Origin of the sequence: Streptomyces sp. TRM68367 (assembly GCF_014495685.1) — a bacterium.
Lineage (GTDB): Bacteria > Actinomycetota > Actinomycetes > Streptomycetales > Streptomycetaceae > Streptomyces.
Genome location: NZ_JACTVI010000113.1, coordinates 28023 through 43522 on the forward strand (window position 1 = coordinate 28023; position 15500 = coordinate 43522).

Annotated in this window: 12 protein-coding genes and 3 pseudogenes; 5 read left to right on the forward strand and 10 right to left on the reverse strand. The window is 70.0% G+C overall.

Annotated elements, in window-relative coordinates; translation table 11 throughout:
- Positions 1 to 4: 4 nt before the first annotated feature.
- On the reverse strand, positions 5 to 964 hold the full coding sequence (locus H8R17_RS39200; protein ID WP_187827964.1) for a LysR family transcriptional regulator: 960 nt from the start codon (positions 962 to 964) through the stop codon (positions 5 to 7).
- Positions 965 to 1027: 63 nt separating this feature from the next.
- Here H8R17_RS39200 and H8R17_RS39205 point away from each other — a divergent pair, with 63 nt between their 5' ends.
- Together H8R17_RS39205 and H8R17_RS39210 are read left to right on the forward strand one after the other, a co-directional pair.
- Positions 1028 to 2296, forward strand: a complete 1269-nt coding sequence (locus H8R17_RS39205) for an MFS transporter (RefSeq protein ID WP_187827965.1) — start codon at positions 1028 to 1030, stop codon at positions 2294 to 2296.
- Positions 2297 to 2462: 166 nt separating this feature from the next.
- A complete protein-coding gene (locus tag H8R17_RS39210; RefSeq protein ID WP_187827966.1) occupies positions 2463 to 3479 on the forward strand; it encodes a sigma-70 family RNA polymerase sigma factor in 1017 nt (338 codons plus the stop codon).
- Here the strand turns inward: H8R17_RS39210 and H8R17_RS39215 are convergent.
- Positions 3363 to 3749, reverse strand: coding sequence for an STAS domain-containing protein (locus tag H8R17_RS39215; protein WP_187827978.1), 387 nt, complete (start codon positions 3747 to 3749; stop codon positions 3363 to 3365). The two genes, H8R17_RS39210 and H8R17_RS39215, sit on opposite strands and share 117 nt — an antisense overlap.
- A gap of 178 nt (positions 3750 to 3927) precedes the next feature.
- Here H8R17_RS39215 and H8R17_RS39220 point away from each other — a divergent pair, with 178 nt between their 5' ends.
- Positions 3928 to 4848, forward strand: a complete 921-nt coding sequence (locus H8R17_RS39220) for an AEC family transporter (protein ID WP_187827967.1) — start codon at positions 3928 to 3930, stop codon at positions 4846 to 4848.
- 102 nt (positions 4849 to 4950) lie between these two features.
- Here H8R17_RS39220 and H8R17_RS49585 read toward each other — a convergent pair.
- The 8 genes and pseudogenes from H8R17_RS49585 to H8R17_RS39260 all read right to left on the reverse strand — a co-directional run.
- Positions 4951 to 5211: pseudogene (locus H8R17_RS49585) on the reverse strand (Uma2 family endonuclease); the annotation flags it as partial.
- Between the two features lie 327 nt (positions 5212 to 5538).
- Positions 5539 to 6816 carry a thymidine phosphorylase gene (locus H8R17_RS39230; RefSeq protein ID WP_187827968.1) on the reverse strand — a complete coding sequence of 426 codons (1278 nt, stop codon included), beginning with the start codon at positions 6814 to 6816 and terminating at the stop codon, positions 5539 to 5541.
- Between the two features lie 74 nt (positions 6817 to 6890).
- A complete protein-coding gene (locus tag H8R17_RS39235) occupies positions 6891 to 7283 on the reverse strand; it encodes a cytidine deaminase (protein ID WP_187827969.1) in 393 nt (130 codons plus the stop codon).
- Positions 7280 to 8542, reverse strand: coding sequence for an ABC transporter permease (locus H8R17_RS39240; RefSeq protein ID WP_187827970.1), 1263 nt, complete (start codon positions 8540 to 8542; stop codon positions 7280 to 7282). Before H8R17_RS39240 ends, H8R17_RS39235 begins: the two co-directional genes overlap by 4 nt.
- The gene (locus H8R17_RS39245; RefSeq protein WP_187827971.1) at positions 8542 to 9663 is read right to left on the reverse strand and encodes an ABC transporter permease; all 1122 of its coding nucleotides are present in this window, start codon (positions 9661 to 9663) and stop codon (positions 8542 to 8544) included. The genes H8R17_RS39240 and H8R17_RS39245 overlap by 1 nt, the downstream gene beginning before the upstream one ends.
- On the reverse strand, positions 9660 to 11354 hold the full coding sequence (locus H8R17_RS39250) for an ABC transporter ATP-binding protein (RefSeq protein WP_187827979.1): 1695 nt from the start codon (positions 11352 to 11354) through the stop codon (positions 9660 to 9662). The genes H8R17_RS39245 and H8R17_RS39250 overlap by 4 nt, the downstream gene beginning before the upstream one ends.
- 222 nt (positions 11355 to 11576) lie before the next feature.
- A complete protein-coding gene (locus H8R17_RS39255) occupies positions 11577 to 12629 on the reverse strand; it encodes a BMP family protein (protein ID WP_187827972.1) in 1053 nt (350 codons plus the stop codon).
- Positions 12630 to 12972: 343 nt separating this feature from the next.
- The gene (locus H8R17_RS39260; protein ID WP_187827973.1) at positions 12973 to 14205 is read right to left on the reverse strand and encodes a M20 family metallopeptidase; all 1233 of its coding nucleotides are present in this window, start codon (positions 14203 to 14205) and stop codon (positions 12973 to 12975) included.
- A 314-nt stretch (positions 14206 to 14519) separates the two neighbouring features.
- Between H8R17_RS39260 and H8R17_RS39265 the strand changes: the two are divergent.
- Together H8R17_RS39265 and H8R17_RS46000 are read left to right on the forward strand one after the other, a co-directional pair.
- Positions 14520 to 15230 (forward strand): annotated as a pseudogene (locus H8R17_RS39265) (RNA-guided endonuclease InsQ/TnpB family protein); the annotation flags it as partial.
- Between the two features lie 63 nt (positions 15231 to 15293).
- Positions 15294 to 15500: pseudogene (locus H8R17_RS46000) on the forward strand (XRE family transcriptional regulator); the annotation flags it as partial.

Sequence of the window (15500 nt, forward strand, 5' to 3'; positions counted from 1 at the left end):
CCTTTCAGGGCAACAAGCTTCCCCTTCTCGACAGGAGGAACTTCTTGAAGGCGGCCACTGGGGGTGTGTCCGGGTGGCCGTCGAGCCAGGCGACGCCGATTTCTCGTGCGGCGCGTGGGGCTGTGACCGTGAGTTCTGCGACTCCTGGGCGGGGTACGGCCGGTGGGGGCAGGAGGGCTACGCCGAGGCCGGCGGCTACCAGGCCGCGTAGGGTTTCGGCTTCCTCACCCTCGAAGGCCACCTTTGGTTTGAAGCCGGCTTCCCTGCACAGGTCGTCGGTGATGCGGCGGAGGCCGTAGCCGGGTTCCAGGGTGACGAAGGTTTCGTCGGCGGCCTCGGCCAGGCGGATACGGCGGCGGGGGGCGAGGCGGTGGTCGGCGGGGACGACGAGGCGGAGCTTCTGTTCGTCGAGGCGGCGGGCGACGAGGTCGGGGGCGTCCGGGACGGGTGAGGTCAGGCAGAGGTCGAGTTCGCCGGCGCGGAGGCGCTCGATCATCGCCTCGCCGTAGTTCTGGACGAGGCTGAAGCGGACGCGCGGGTGGTCGGCGCGGAAGGCCTGGAGCAGGCCGGGGACGGTCTCGGCGCCCATGGTGTGCAGGAAGCCGAAGGCGACCTTGCCGGTGGCCGGGTCGGCGTCGGCGCGGACCTCGTCGGCGGCACGCTCGATCTCGGCGAGGGCGCGCTCGACGGAGGTGAGGAAGGTGCGGCCGGCCGGGGTGAGGGAGACGGTGCGGCCGTGGCGGGCGAACAGGTCGACGCCCAGGTCCTGCTCGAGGCGGACCATGGCGCGGGAGAGGGTCGACTGGGGGACCTGCATCTCCCGGGCGGCGCGGGTGACGTGCTCGGTGCGGGCGACGCCGGCGAAGTAGGCGAGGCGGGGAGCGAGCAGGCGCGACATGTCTGTCGTGTCTTCTGTGTCGCTGGACGGTGACAGGTGGGGGCGTGACCTTTGCTGATGCAGCATGGGAACGATTATGGCAGTTCTGTGCATTGGACGGATGAGTGCGGGCGTACGTAGGTTCGAGGCATGTCTCCCGCCAGTACCGGGGCGTCCACCGTCGTGGGCGCCGTGTCCTGTGTTCCTGTCGTCGATTCCCGTATGGCTCCGGGTGGCCCCGGCTACCGCCGGATGAACTTCGCCCTCTTCCTCGCCGGTGTCGCGACGTTCGCGCTGCTGTATTCGACGCAGGCCCTGCTGCCGCTGATCTCGGGTGAGTTCGGGGTGGCGGCGAGCGAGGCAAGCTGGACGGTGGCGGCGGCGACGGGTGGTCTGGCGCTGTTCGTGCTGCCCATGAGCGCGCTGTCGGAGCGGTTCGGACGCCGTACGGTCATGACGGCGTCGCTGGCGGTCGCGGTGACGGTCGGGCTGCTGGTGCCGTTCGCGCCGTCGCTGACCGCGCTGGTCGCGCTGCGGGCGGTGCAGGGCGCTGCCCTGGCCGGGCTGCCGGCGTCGGCGACAGCGTATCTGGCCGAGGAGGTCCGGCCGAAGGCGCTGGTGACGGCGATCGGGCTGTTCGTCGCGGGAAACAGTGTCGGCGGGATGAGCGGCCGGGTCATCACCGGGTGGGTCGCGCAGGAGTGGGGCTGGCGGGTGGCCGTGGGTGTGATCGGCGTGATCGCCATGGCGTGCGCGGTGGCGTTCCGGCTGCTGCTCCCGGCGCCGCGGCACTTCAAGCCGGGCTCGCTGCGGCCGCGGGTGCTGGCGCGGACGGTGCGCGGGCACCTGTCCAACCCGCTGCTGTGCCGGCTGTACGCGATCGGGGCGCTGTTCATGACGGTGTTCGGCGGTGTGTACACGGTCATCGGGTACCGCCTGGCCGAGGCGCCGTTCTCGCTCACGCAGGGCATTGTCGGCTCGATCTTCCTGGTCTACCTGGTGGGTACGGTGTCGGCGTCGACGGCGGGGCGGCTGGTGGGCCGGCTGGGCCGCCGGGGAGCGCTGTACCTGTCGGGCGCGACGACGGCGACGGGCCTGCTGATGTCTCTCGCGGGCTCCCTCCCCCTGATCCTCCTCGGCCTGGTCCTCATCACCTCGGGCTTCTTCGCGGGCCACGCGGTGGCGTCGTCGGCGGTCAGCAAGACGGCGACCCAGGGGCGCGCCCAGGCGTCCGCCCTCTACCAGTCCGCGTACTACATCGGCTCCAGCGCAGGCAGCATGCTCGGTGCGGTGGCCTTCCACGCCGGCGGCTGGACCGGCACGGTGACCGTCGGCCTGCTGGCGGTGCTCGGGGTCGTGGCGATCACCGTCGCGGGCACGAGGGCCGCGGCGCGGCTGGGTACGACTGCGGCGGCCTGACGGGCGCTTCTGCCGGTGGGCGGGTGCAAGTTTGTGCCGCCCGCAGTCACCCCCACCCCGCCTGATCTGCCCTTTTCCCGCTCCAGGGGCCGTTGTCAGTGGGCTGCGGTAGCTTCCAAGGTGCTGGGCGCAATGGCGCGACAGAAATTCCACAGGGTGGGTGGACATGACCGACGGCACGGCGACGACTACGGACCTCGACTCCCGGCTCGAAGCACACCGCACCGAGCTCACCGGCTACTGCTACCGCATGCTCGGCTCCTCCTTCGAGGCCGAGGACGCCGTCCAGGACACCCTGGTCCGCGCCTGGCGGAGCTATGACAAGTTCGAGGGCCGCTCCAGCCTCCGCTCCTGGCTCTACCGCATCGCGACCAATGTCTGCCTGGACATGCTGACGGCCGGCAACAAGCGCGCCCGGCCCATGGACCTGACCGAGTCGGCCCCTCTCGCCCAGGCCGCCCTCTCCCCCCGCCCGGACAACACCTGGCTGGAACCGATGCCCGACTCACGCGTCCTGCCCACGACCGAAGACCCGGCGGAGGCGGCCGTCGCGAAGGAGTCCGTGCGGCTCGCCTTCATGGCCGCCCTGCAGCAGCTCCCGCCCAAGCAGCGGGCCGTGCTGATCCTGCGCGAGGTGTTGGCCTGGAAGGCGAGCGAGGTCGCCGAGCTGCTCGGCACCTCGGTCGCCTCCGTCAACAGCGCCCTCCAGCGCGCCCGCGCGACCCTGGCCGAGCGCAAGGAGCCCGGCGCCGACGCGGCAGTGTCGGACCCGCTCGACGAGGAGCAGCAGAAGCTCCTGGACCGGTATGTGGCCGCCTTCGAGGGCTACGACATGTCCGCGCTGACGGCCCTGCTGCACGAAGACGCGATCATGACGATGCCGCCGTTCGACCTGTGGCTGACCGGGCACGGGGACATCACCGGTTTCATGACCACCTTCGGCGCCCCGTGCGCGGGGTCGCGGCTCGTTCCCGTCCAGGTCAACGGTCTGCCGGGCTTCGCCCAGTACAAGCCGGACCCCGAGAAGGGCGGCTTCACTCCGTGGGCGGTGCAGGTGCTGGAGATATCAGACGGCCGGATCACCGGGTTCCACTGCTTCCTCGACACCCAGCGGTGGTTCCCGCTGTTCGGCCAGCCCCTCCACCTCGAAGCGGAGACCGACAAGGTTGAGGAGGGCGCGTAGCCGCGGATCGGGATCGCGCAGCCGTATCCGGCCGCCGGACCGCTTGGCGGTGAGTTCCAGGCGTGCCAGCAGGTCGACGGTGCCCAGGCCCGGCGGTCCGAGGCCGGCGACGTCGCACACCACGACCCCGGCACCGGTGTCCTCCAGCCGCGCCCGCACGTCGTCGCACAGCCCTGTCACCTCGTCCCGGGTGACGGGGCCGTCCAGCACGAGTACAGCGGGTGTCATGGCGTCCACGATCGGTAGACCGGCCGGGCTGGCATAACTCATCGCCGCCGGTGGCGGCACGGGTGGTGCGGCATACGATCCTTCGGCCGCCCGGCCGGGCTGTGCGGCCGCGAGGATCACATTGACCCGGCTCCTGCCTTCCCCGGAGGGTTGGGTGCATGCCCCATGGATCACTTCCCTGCACACTGTCCGACGCCTTCCTCCTCGTCGGGGAGCCGCCGTGCAGGGGGTGTTGAGCGGGTTCGCGGTCATCGCCGTGGTCATCGGCGTCGGCTATGTGATCGGCCGGCGCGGTCATCTCGGGGAGCACGGCCGGGAGGTGCTGACGAAGCTCGCGTTCCATGTGGCCTCACCGGCCCTGCTGTTCACCATGCTCGCCCGGGCCGAACTGTCGGTGATCTTCTCCAGTCGGCTCCTGGTCACGGCGATGAGCATGGCCGCGGCGGCAGGCGTGTTCGTGGCGGTCGGGATCGTACGCCGCTGGGGCGTGGGCCGTACCACGATCGGCGCCCTGTGCTCCTCCTACGTCAACTCCGGCAACCTCGGCATCCCGATCGCCGTGTACGTCCTGGGCGACGCCTCCCTGGTGGCGCCGGTGCTGCTGTTCCAGGTCATCGCGGTGACGCCGATAGCGCTGACCGTCCTGGACCTGTCCGGCGCGGGTGAGAAGGGCCCGCTGTGGCGGCGGCTGCTGACACCGCTGAGCAATCCGATCGCGGTGGGGTCGCTGGCGGGCGTGGCGGTGTCGGCGACGGGAGTGCATGTGCCGGGGCCGGTCATGGATCCGCTGACCCTCATCGGGAACATGTCGGTGCCGGCCGTCCTGCTCGCCTTCGGCATATCCCTGCGCGGCAGCGTCGCCCCTGGCCGGGGGCAGGACCGGCATCTGGTCCTGCTGTCCGTCGCGCTGAAGTCGGTGGGCCAGCCGGTGGCGGCGTGGGCGCTGGCCACAGGGCTCTTCCACCTCCAGGGCCCGCAACTGCTCGACGTGGTGGTGACCTCATCGCTTCCGGCCGCTCAGAACATCTTCACGTACGCCAGTCGCTACCGGGTGGGCGAGCCACTGGCCCGTGAGTCGATCCTGCTGTCGACGCTCCTGTCGGTGCCGGTGCTTGTGGTGGTGGCGGCGTTGCTGGGCTGATCCCGGCTCAGCTGGTGGGAAATCGCCGGTGCCGATATCCAGGTTGAACGGCTCCGGCAGCGTCAGTTTCTCGCCGTACTCCACGGAAGCGAGAACGCGATATGTGCCGTCCTCGGGAGCCCCGTACAGCTTCGCTGTGGGGCGGCCGCTGTGCCAGGGGTCCAGGAGAAGGTAGAGAGGTACACCGGCTCGCGCATAGCCGTGGACCTTCTTGATGCGGTCGTGGTTGGCGTTGCTCCGAGAGGTGACCTCTACGACCAACTCCGCCTCACTGGCGTGCATGCGCTTGCCTCGACGCAACGCAACCCTGGGCACAACGCACAGGTCGGGTTGGAAAAGCCCGGCGGTTTCGGGAACGGCCAAGCCGAGCGTCTGATAGATGCCACAGCCTTCAGGACAGCAGCGTACAAGCTGACCTGAAGCAGCTCGGTGGTGTCGTTGTGCTCCTCGGACGGTGGAGGCGACACGGTGACGCCCCCGTCGATGATCTCCACCTTGCTGCCCTCGGGAGCGTCCGTCTTCTCCCAGACGCGGACGATCTCGTCCCAGCCCGCACCCCCTGGGGTCTCGGGCTCGACGCTGAGTGCGCTCATGGCGGTATCTCCAATCGGTGCGTCACCAACTCCAGCATGCCGAACAGGACCGGCGCCGGTCCACCGATCCCGTTCACCCGAAAGGGAAAACTCCTGGTCAGGCGATACGTTCCAGCACCACCGGCGACGGTGTGAACTCCGTCCCCGGTGCTGCGATGTCGTAGGAGTCCTCCACCGCCTGCAACGCGTACTCGAAGCGGTCCGGGGTGTTCGTGTGGAGGGTCAGGAGGGGCTGGCCCTTCGTCACCGTGTCGCCGGGCTTGGCGTGCAGTTCCACGCCTGCCGCGGCCTGGACCGGGTCCTCCTTGCGGGCGCGGCCCGCGCCGAGGCGCCAGGCGGCGATGCCGATGTCGTACGCGTCCAGGCGGGTCAGGACGCCCGAGGCGGGGGCCATGATCACGTGCTGTTCGCGGGAGGTCGGCAGGGGCGCGTCCGGGTCGCCGCCCTGGGCGGTGATCATGCGGCGCCAGACGTCCATGGCCGAACCGTCGGCCAGGGCCTTCGCCGGGTCGGTGTCCTTCAGGCCGGCGGCGTCCAGCATTTCGCGGGCCAGGGCCAGGGTCAGGCCCACCACGTCGGACGGGCCGCCGCCGGCCAGGACCTCCAGCGACTCCCTGACCTCCAGCGCGTTGCCGGCCGTCAGGCCCAGGGGTGTGGACATGTCCGTGAGCAGGGCGACCGTGCGTACCCCGTGGTCCGTGCCCAGGCCCACCATCGTGGCCGCCAGTTCGCGGGCGTCCTCCAGGGTCTTCATGAAGGCGCCCGTGCCCACCTTCACGTCCAGGACCAGGGAGCCGGTGCCCTCGGCGATCTTCTTGGACATGATCGAGGAGGCGATCAGGGGGATGGCCTCGACCGTGCCGGTCACGTCGCGCAGGGCGTAGAGCTTCCGGTCCGCGGGGGCCAGGCCGTCGCCCGCCGCGCAGATCACCGCGCCGGCCTCGTCCAGGACGTGCAGCATCTCCTCGTTGGAGAGCAGGGCGCGCCAGCCCGGGATCGACTCCAGCTTGTCCAGCGTGCCGCCCGTGTGGCCGAGGCCCCGGCCCGACAGCTGGGGTACGGCGGCTCCACAGGCAGCGACCAGGGGGGCCAGCGGCAGTGTGATCTTGTCGCCCACGCCGCCCGTGGAGTGCTTGTCGGCCGTCGGGCGGGACAGGGACGAGAAGTCCATGCGCTCGCCGGAGGCGATCATCGCGGCCGTCCAGCGGGCGATCTCACGGCGGTTCATCCCGTTGAGCAGGATGGCCATGGCGAGCGCCGACATCTGCTCGTCGGCCACCTCCCCGCGGGTGTACGCGTCGATCACCCAGTCGATCTGCGCGTCGCTGAGCTCGCCGCGGTCCCGCTTGGTGCGGATGACGGAGATGGCGTCCATGGCTGTGGATTTCCTTCCGGACGATCAAGGAAGTGTGCGGCCCATCCGGTCAACTCGGAGGAGCCGCACGGGAGTTACGAGGAGAGGTACTCCGGGCCGAAGGCCTGGGGCAGCATCTGCGAGAGCGGCAGGATGCCCGCAGGGGTTTCCAGGAGCAGGTCCGGGCCGCCGAACTCGTACAGCAGCTGGCGGCAGCGGCCGCACGGGACCAGGATCTCGCCCCGGCCGTCGACGCAGGTGAAGTGCGTCAGGCGGCCGCCGCCGGTGTCCTGCAGGGCCGAGACCAGTCCGCACTCGGCGCACAGGCCGAGGCCGTACGAGGCGTTCTCGACGTTGCAGCCGGTCACGGTGCGGCCGTCGTCGACCAGGGCCGCGGCGCCGACCGGGTAGCCGGAGTAGGGGGCGTACGCCCGGGACATCGCGTCCCGGGCCGCCGCGCGCAGCGCGCCCCAGTCGGCGCCGGTCACTGGCCCTGGCCCTTCCGGTACGGCCTGCCGTTCGCCTTCGGCATCCGCAGGTGCTGGGCGGACAGCGAGAGCACCAGCAGGGTGACGACGTACGGCGCCGCCGACACCACCTGGCGCGGGACCTCGTCCGTGGTGCCGTACCAGACGAACATCAGGGCCGAGATCCCGGCCGTGACGGCCGCCGGGACGTACCTCTTCTTCCAGGCCAGGTACGCCACTCCGGCCACCAGCAGGATCGCCAGCAGCAGGATCAGGGCGTGGACGTTGGTGGTGCCGCCGCGCAGGTTGAGGCTGTCGGTGTAGCCGAACAGGCCCGCGCCGAGGGCGAGTCCGCCAGGCATCCAGTTGCCGAAGATCATCGCGGCGAGGCCGATGTAGCCGCGGCCGGCGGTCTGGCCGTCCAGGTAGACGTTCGACGCGACGATGGAGAGGAACGCGCCGCCGAGGCCCGCGAAGCCACCGGAGATGATCACGGCGATGTACTTGTACTTGTAGACGTTGACGCCGAGGGACTCGGCCGCCATAGGGTTCTCTCCGCAGGAGCGCAGGCGCAGGCCGAAGGCGGTGCGCCACAGCGCCCACCAGGTGGCGGGGACGAGGGCGACGGCGATCACGGTGAGCGGGGACAGGTCGGTGACCAGGCCGCCGAGCAGGCCGGCGAGGTCCGAGACCAGGAACCAGTGCTTGCCGTTGAGGGTGTCCAGGGCGCTGGACAGGCCGGGGATGTCGAAGGTGCCGAGCGAGTCGATCGGCGGTGACTGCTTGGAGGAGCCCTGGGGGGCGTTCTCGAAGGTGAACTTCGACAGGTAGCGGGTGGTGCCGAGGGCCAGGATGTTGATGGCCACACCGGAGACGATGTGGTTGACGTTGAAGGTGACGGTGGCGACGGCGTGCAGGATCGCGCCCAGCGCGCCGCCGATGATGCTGAAGACGATGCCGGTCCACGGGCCCCACTGGTAGCCGGCCCAGGCGCCGAACCAGGTGCCGAGGATCATCATGCCTTCGAGGCCGATGTTGATGATGCCCGCCCGCTCGGCCCACAGTCCGCCGAGGCCGGCCAGGCCGATGGGGACGGCCAGGCGCAGGGCCGTGGACATCTGGCCGGTGGACGTGATGCCGTTCGCGTCGGTGATCAGCCGGACGACCGAGGTCAGGACCAGCACGCCGGCGATGATCAGCAGGAGTACGGGGAGCGAGAGCCGGCGGCCGCCCTTGCCGGGCCGCTGTGCCTGCGGCTTGCTGATGGTCGCGGTGCTCATCAGGCCGCCACCTCCTTCTTCGTGGGGTTGTTCCGGGCGCCGGCCAGCTCGGCGCCGACCTGGCGCTGCTGGCGGCGCAGGCCCCACTGCCGTACGGCCTCGTAGCTGATGACGACCGCGAAGACGATCAGGCCCTGCATGATCGTGGCGATCTCCTTCTCGTACGCCACCGGGACGGCGTAGTCGAGGGCGGGCGACGCCTTGTCGAGGAAGGCGATCAGGAGGGCGGCGAACGCGATGCCGACCGGGTTGTTGCGGCCGAGCAGGGCGATGGTGATGCCGGTGAAGCCGAGGCCGGCCGGGAAGCTCAGGCTGTAGGTGTGGGCGTCGCCGAGCAGCAGCGGGAGGCCGGAGAGGCCCGCCACCGCACCGGAGATCAGCATCGCCATGAGCACCATCTTCCGGGCGTCGACGCCGGAGGCCGCGGCGGCGGTCTCGGAAGCGCCGGTGGCGCGCAGGTCGAAGCCGAAGCGGGTGCGGTTGAGGACGACCCAGTAGGCGACGCCCATGAGGACCGCGAGGAAGACCAGGCCGTAGATCTCGCCGACCTCGGGGCCGAGGTCGATGCCGGGCACCCAGCCGGACTCCTTCATGACGCCGGTCGTCATGTTGTTGCCGACCTGCACGCCGAAGTTCTCGGACAGGGTGAGGTAGCCGATCACGCTGGTGGCGATCGCGTTCAGCATAATCGTGGCGACGACCTCGCTGACGCCCCGGGTGACCTTCAGCAGGCCCGCGATACCGGACCAGAAGGCGCCGGTGAGCGCGCCGACCAGGAGCAGCAGCGGGATCTGCAGGGCGCCGGGGAGGGCGACGTGCGCGCCGACGACGGCGGTCATCATCGCGGCGAGGCGGTACTGGCCGTCGACGCCGATGTTGAACAGGTTCATGCGGAAGCCGACGGCCACCGCGAGGGCGGCGAGGTAGTACATCGACGCCTGGTTGATGATCAGCACCTGGACGTCCGAGAACCCGACCTGTTCGAGCATCAGCCCGTACGGCTCGAACGGGTTCTTGCCGGAGGCGATCAGCACGACGGAGGTCAGCAGGATCGCGGCGACGAGCGCGATGACCGGTCCGGCCACCGCGAGGAGCACGCGCTCCTTGTCGAACTTCTTCATCGGGCCTCGTCCTCCCCGTCCTCCCGGGACGCGACGTCTTCGTCGTGGTGCTCCAGGTGGCCGGTGGCGGCACCTGTCATGGCCGAGCCCAGTTCCTCGGGCGTGACGGTCGCGGGGTCGGCGTCGGCGACCAGCCTGCCGTTGTAGATCACCCGGAGGGTGTCCGACAGGCCGATCAGCTCGTCGAGGTCGGCGGAGATCAGCAGCACGGCCAGGCCCTCGCGGCGGGCCTCGCGGATCTGGTCCCAGATCTGCGCCTGGGCGCCGACGTCCACGCCGCGGGTGGGGTGGGCGGCGATCAGGAACTTCGGCTTGTGGCTCATCTCGCGGCCGACGATCAGCTTCTGCTGGTTGCCGCCGGACAGAGAGGCGGCGGTGACGTCGATGCCGGGGGTGCGCACGTCGTACGCCTCGACGATGCGGCGGGTGTCCTCCTGGGCGCCCCTGGGATCGAGCCAGAAGCGCCGGTTGCCCTTGGTGTTGGGCTCTTCGGTGACGTGGCCGAGGATGCGGTTCTCCCACAGCGGGGCTTCCAGCAGCAGGCCGTGGCGGTGGCGGTCCTCGGGGATGTAGCCGATGCCCTGTTCGCGGCGCCTGCGGGTGGGCCAGGGGGTGATGTCCTCGCCCTCGAAGCGGATCGTGCCGGAGTCGGCGTGCCTGAGGCCGATCAGCGCGTCGATCAGCTCGGTCTGGCCGTTGCCCTCGACGCCGGCGATGCCCGTGACCTCGCCGGCGTGGATGGTGAAGGTGACGTCGTCGAGGACGCGCTTGGCCTCACCGCCGACGACGGAGTCGGGCACGAGGCCGCCGCCCGCGGGCGTGGGCTCGCCCTCCACGCCGAGGGAGGGGCCGCCGGCCGCGTACACGGTGAGCTTCTCGACCTCGATGACGGGGCGGTCGGTGACCGTGGACTCGGCGGTCTCCGGGGTGGGCAGCTCGCTGCCGACCATCATCTCGGCGAGCCGACGCTGGGTGGTCTCGGCGGGTATGGCGGTGCCGACGGTCGTGCCGCGGCGGATGACGGTGATCTCGTCGGCGACCGAGAGGACCTCGCCGAGCTTGTGCGAGATGAAGATGACCGACAGGCCCTCGGACCTCAGTTCGCGCAGGTTGGCGAAGAGGGCGTCGACCTCCTGCGGGACGAGGACGGCGGTCGGCTCGTCGAGGATGAGGGTGCGGGCGCCGCGGTAGAGGACCTTGAGGATCTCGACGCGCTGGCGGTCGGCGACGCCGAGGTTCTCGACGAGGGCGTCGGGGTGGACGCCGAGGCCGTAGCGCTCGGAGATCTCCTTGATCTTCCGGCGGGCGCCGCCGGCGATGCCGTACGCATTCTCGCTGCCCAGGACGACGTTCTCCAGGACGGTGAGGTTGTCCGCGAGCATGAAGTGCTGGTGGACCATGCCGATGCCGCGGGCGATGGCGTCGGCCGGTGACGAGAAGGTGACCTGCTCGTCCTCGACGGTGATGGTGCCCTCGTCCGGCTTCTGCATGCCGTAGAGGATCTTCATCAGGGTCGACTTGCCGGCGCCGTTCTCGCCGACGAGGGCGTGCACGGTGCCTTTCCGGACGGTCAGGTGGATGTCGTGGTTGGCGACGACACCCGGGAACCGCTTGGTGATGCCCGACAGCGCCACCGCGATCGCCGACGGTGCGGTCTGAGCGGTGAGCGGAGGGCTGCTGGTCGCGTCGATGGCGCACTCTCCTCAGGAAAGGGGCCGTACTACGCGCGTAGCGCCCCTGCTTTAAAATAGCGCTCGTAATTGATCGTTACCTGATCGTTTTCTGATCACTTCACGATCTGCTCCGAGCATTGTGCCGCGCGAACGGGGTGCGAGTCGGCCATCCTGCCCGCACCCCGTTCCGTGGCCGTAACGGTGTCATTACGGCGCCCTCTTGGTCATGCACGCACCGGGTCAGGAGAGGGTGGTCTTCACCTTGATGGAACCGTTCTTGATGCCTTCCTCGGCCTTCTTGACCGCGGCCTGGAGGTCGGCGTTGTCCGCGAACTTCGGGTTGGAGTTCGACAGGCTCACGTCACCGTTGGAGAGGCTGCCGCGGACCACGCCGGTGATGGGCTTGCCGTCCTTGACGGACTTGGCCAGGTCGTACACGGCACCCTCGACGTTCTTCATGGCCGAGGTGAGGATGAAGTCCTTGTACGCCTTGAGCGCGGCCTGCTTGTACTGGTCCGAGTCGACGCCGATCGCCCAGATCTTGCGCGCGGCGCATGCCTTGATGACGCCCTGGTTGGACAGGCCGGCGGCGGCGTAGACGACGTCGGCACCGGCGTCGATCTGCCCCTGAGCGGCGCTCTCGCCCTTGTCGGGGCTGGCGAAACCGCCTTCCTGGGCCGTCTCGGTCAGGTACTGCGACTCGATCTTGATCTTCGGATTGACCGACCGCGCACCCTGGACGTAGCCCGCCTCGAACTTGTGGATCAACGGGTTGTCTACGCCTCCGACGAAACCGATGTGGTTCTTCCGGGTGGCCTTGGCCGCCGCGACACCGGCCAGGTACGACGCCTCCTCCTCGTGGAAGACCAGGTCGGCGACGTTCTTCGCCTGCACCTTGTCGTCGTCGACGATCCCGAAGGTCACCTTCGGGAACTTCGCGGAGACCTCCTTGACGGCGGGGGCGTAGGCATAGCCGACGCCTATCACGGGGTTGTAGCCCTGCTTGGCGAGCGTCTCCAGGCGCTGCACTTTGTCCGCGTCGGACTCGCCGTCCTGCGGCTCCACAGCCGTGGTCTTGTAGCCGAACTCCTTGGCGGCCTTCTCCATGCCGGCGGTGGCGGCGTCATTGAATGACTGGTCGCCCTTGCCGCCGACGTCGTAGGCGAGGGCGACACCCATGTTCTTGTTGCCGCTTCCGGCGGACTCGCTGGACGAGCTTCCGCAGGCGGACGCGGTGACGGCGAGGACTGCGGTTGCAGCGCCTGCAACCGCGATACGGGATACCCGGCGCATGGAATGAGACTCCTTCGTGCAAGCGCCTCAACCAGGCGCTGATTCCGCCGCAGAGTAACGCGCGTAGACACGCGGGAGAACCCCACCTTGCCAGAGTGTTATCCGACCGTTTTGAACCTCCGAACAACTCGCCCGAAGCACCCAGCACATCCCCTGCACACCCGCCCGGTCACCAAACCCGACGTCGAGACCGAAGTGGCGCGTACCACGTCTCCTGGCATACGAAGATCCATCTCAGGTTGGTCTGACCTGCGGGATGCGCATCTGGATCACAGAGTCCGACAGCGGGTGCCGACGACATCCGTCGTGGCCCCGACCGGTCGACGGCCGGTCGGTACGCCGGTCAGCGCCCCGGCGCCAGCAGCGCCGCCGCGGTGAACATCTCCACGCCGACCTCGATGGCCGCCTCGTCGGCGTCGAAGTCGCCCTGGTGCAGGTCCCGCACGATCAGCTCGCCCGGGGTGCGCACGCCCAGCCGGGCCATGGCGCCGGGCACGTGCTCCAGGTACCAGGAGAAGTCCTCGCCGCCCAGGCTCTGCTCGGTGCCGTTGACGGAGTCGGCGCCGCGCCGGGCGGTCATGGCGTCCCGCAGCAGCTCGGTGACGCCGGGGTCGTTGACCACGGGGGGCACGCCCCGCACGTAGTTGATCTCCGACTTGGCGCGGTGCAGGTTGGCGATCTCGTCGATCACGGCGACCACCAGGTCGGGGGCCTGCCGCCAGGCGTTGATGTCCAGGCAGCGCACGGTTCCGGACAACTCGGCGTGCTGCGGGATGACGTTCGGCGCGTGCCCGGACTCGATCCGCCCCCAGGTGACGGCGATCCCGCTGCGGCTGTCGACGCGCCGGGCGACCAGCGCGGGCACGTCCGTGACCACGCGGGCGGCGGCGGTGACCAGGTCGGTGGTCAGGTGGGGCCGGGCGGTGTGGCCGCCGGGCCCGCCCAGGGCGACTTCGAGCCGGTCGCAGGCGGAGGTGATGGCCCCCTCCCGCAGGCCGACCTTCCCGACGTCCACCCGGGGGTCACAGTGCACGGCGACGATCCGCTCCACCCCGTCGAGCACCCCGCACTCGATGACGTCGGCGGCTCCGCCGGGCAGCACCTCCTCGGCGGGCTGGAAGATCAGCCGCACCGGCCGGGGCAGCAGGCCCTGCCGGTGCAGGTCGGCCAGCACGAGACCGGCGCCGAGGACGACGGTGGTGTGCACGTCGTGCCCGCAGGCGTGCGCCCGGTCCGGCACCGTCGAGCGGTACGGGCACTCGGTCTTCATGTCCGGGATGGGCAGGGCGTCGATGTCGGCCCGCAGGGCGAGCATGGGCGGGCCCCCGGCCCACTGCTCCCCCTCGACCCCGATGTCACAGACGAGCCCGGTCCCGACGGCGAGGACGCGCGGCCGCAGACCCGCCCTCTCCAACCGCTCCTTGATCGCGGCGGTGGTGCGGAACTCCTGATTGCCGAGCTCCGGGTGCATGTGCAGGTCGCGCCGGAACGCGACGAGCTCGTCGCGCAGCGCCTCCGGCAGGGTGCCGGGAAGCGCGGCATCCCCCGGGTTGTCGGCCTCGGACTCTGGGGACATCAGTTGGTTCACCCTTTGAAGAGTAGGGCGCCGGACCGGTCGGCCGACCTGCGATCAACAAAACTTCAGCCGCTCAGGGGAAGAAAACCTGACCGTCGGCGCATAGCTATAGGCGCAGTTGGGTATACCCGCCCGACTTTCCGGCCGGGCGAGCGTGACTCAAATCACTCTAGACCGCACCCACCGACCACCCCCCACCGACTACCACCCACCGACCGCAAGCCGCCGAACGCACCGACGCAAGCACGCCGAGACCGCGCCCGCCGACCGCCGGCACGACCCCGGCACACGAAAGCCCGCAGACACCGCCCGGGCGGCACTACGACCGGGCGCGCAAGCAGCTGCGCCGCGCGTCCCGCACCGTCTCCCGCCGCCGCGGCCCCGACCGCCGCACCGGAGGGCAGCCGTCGAAGCGGTGGGAGAAAGCCAACGCCCAGCGGAACAAGGTTCACCACCGGGTGGCGAACCTCCGCGCGGACGCCCTGCACAAGATCACCACCGCCGTGACTGGCGAGTACGGCACTGTCGTCGTCGAGGACCTCAATGTCGCCGGCATACTGAAGAACCGGCATCTGGCCCGCCGTATCGCCGACGCCGGATTCGGGGAGATCCGCCGCCAGCTCACCTACAAGACCCGGCGCAACGGCTGCCGCGTCATCGCGGCCGACCGCTGGTACCCCTCCTCCAAGACCTGCTCCGGGTGCGGCGCGGTGAAAGCCAAGCTGCCGCTGCACGTCCGGACCTACGAATGCGACGCCTGCGGCCTGGTCCTCGACCGCGACACCAACGCCGCACGCAACCTTGCCGCCCTCGCGGCGGCAGCCTGCACGACTGGTACCGGAGTGGCCGGAGACCAGGACACCGCCCCGGCGGTGTCGAAGCCTCGTGGAGCCGACCAGAAGACCCGCACCACCACCCACGGCCGCAAGGCCACGGGTGGGCGGGCAGGCGGCGCAACCCTGCCCCACCAGCGGCAGACAGAAACGGGAGACCGTACTCAAACCGAGCCCCTGACGCTTTGGTGATGTGACGGACCTTCCGGGCCGAAACGCCCGGAATGCTGAGACCTGACTATGGACTCAGCAACGGTGGTCCGTCTGGCTGCCGACCATGCACAGTTCCTCGCGTGGATGGCGCAGGACCAGGCGCAGACGGCGGCGGCGCTGGCATGGTACGACCATTCGCAGGAGTGGGCGTTGGAGGCCGCAGACGCCAACATGGCCGCGACGACGCTCAGTATGAAGGCGCACATGGCATGGTCCGGCGGTCGCGGTAGCCGCTGCGTACGCCTGGCC

Excerpts from the sequence above, each read along its gene's own strand:
- H8R17_RS39200 (WP_187827964.1), bottom strand. The coding sequence starts at position 964 with ATGCTGCATCAGCAAAGGTCACGCCCCCACCTGTCACCGTCCAGCGAC.
- H8R17_RS39205 (WP_187827965.1), top strand. The coding sequence starts at position 1,028 with ATGTCTCCCGCCAGTACCGGGGCGTCCACCGTCGTGGGCGCCGTGTCC.
- H8R17_RS39210 (WP_187827966.1), top strand. The coding sequence starts at position 2,463 with ATGACCGACGGCACGGCGACGACTACGGACCTCGACTCCCGGCTCGAA.
- H8R17_RS39215 (WP_187827978.1), bottom strand. The coding sequence starts at position 3,749 with ATGAGTTATGCCAGCCCGGCCGGTCTACCGATCGTGGACGCCATGACA.
- H8R17_RS39230 (WP_187827968.1), bottom strand. The coding sequence starts at position 6,816 with ATGGACGCCATCTCCGTCATCCGCACCAAGCGGGACCGCGGCGAGCTC.
- H8R17_RS39240 (WP_187827970.1), bottom strand. The coding sequence starts at position 8,542 with ATGAGCACCGCGACCATCAGCAAGCCGCAGGCACAGCGGCCCGGCAAG.
- H8R17_RS39245 (WP_187827971.1), bottom strand. The coding sequence starts at position 9,663 with ATGAAGAAGTTCGACAAGGAGCGCGTGCTCCTCGCGGTGGCCGGACCG.
- H8R17_RS39255 (WP_187827972.1), bottom strand. The coding sequence starts at position 12,629 with ATGCGCCGGGTATCCCGTATCGCGGTTGCAGGCGCTGCAACCGCAGTC.
- H8R17_RS39260 (WP_187827973.1), bottom strand. The coding sequence starts at position 14,205 with ATGTCCCCAGAGTCCGAGGCCGACAACCCGGGGGATGCCGCGCTTCCC.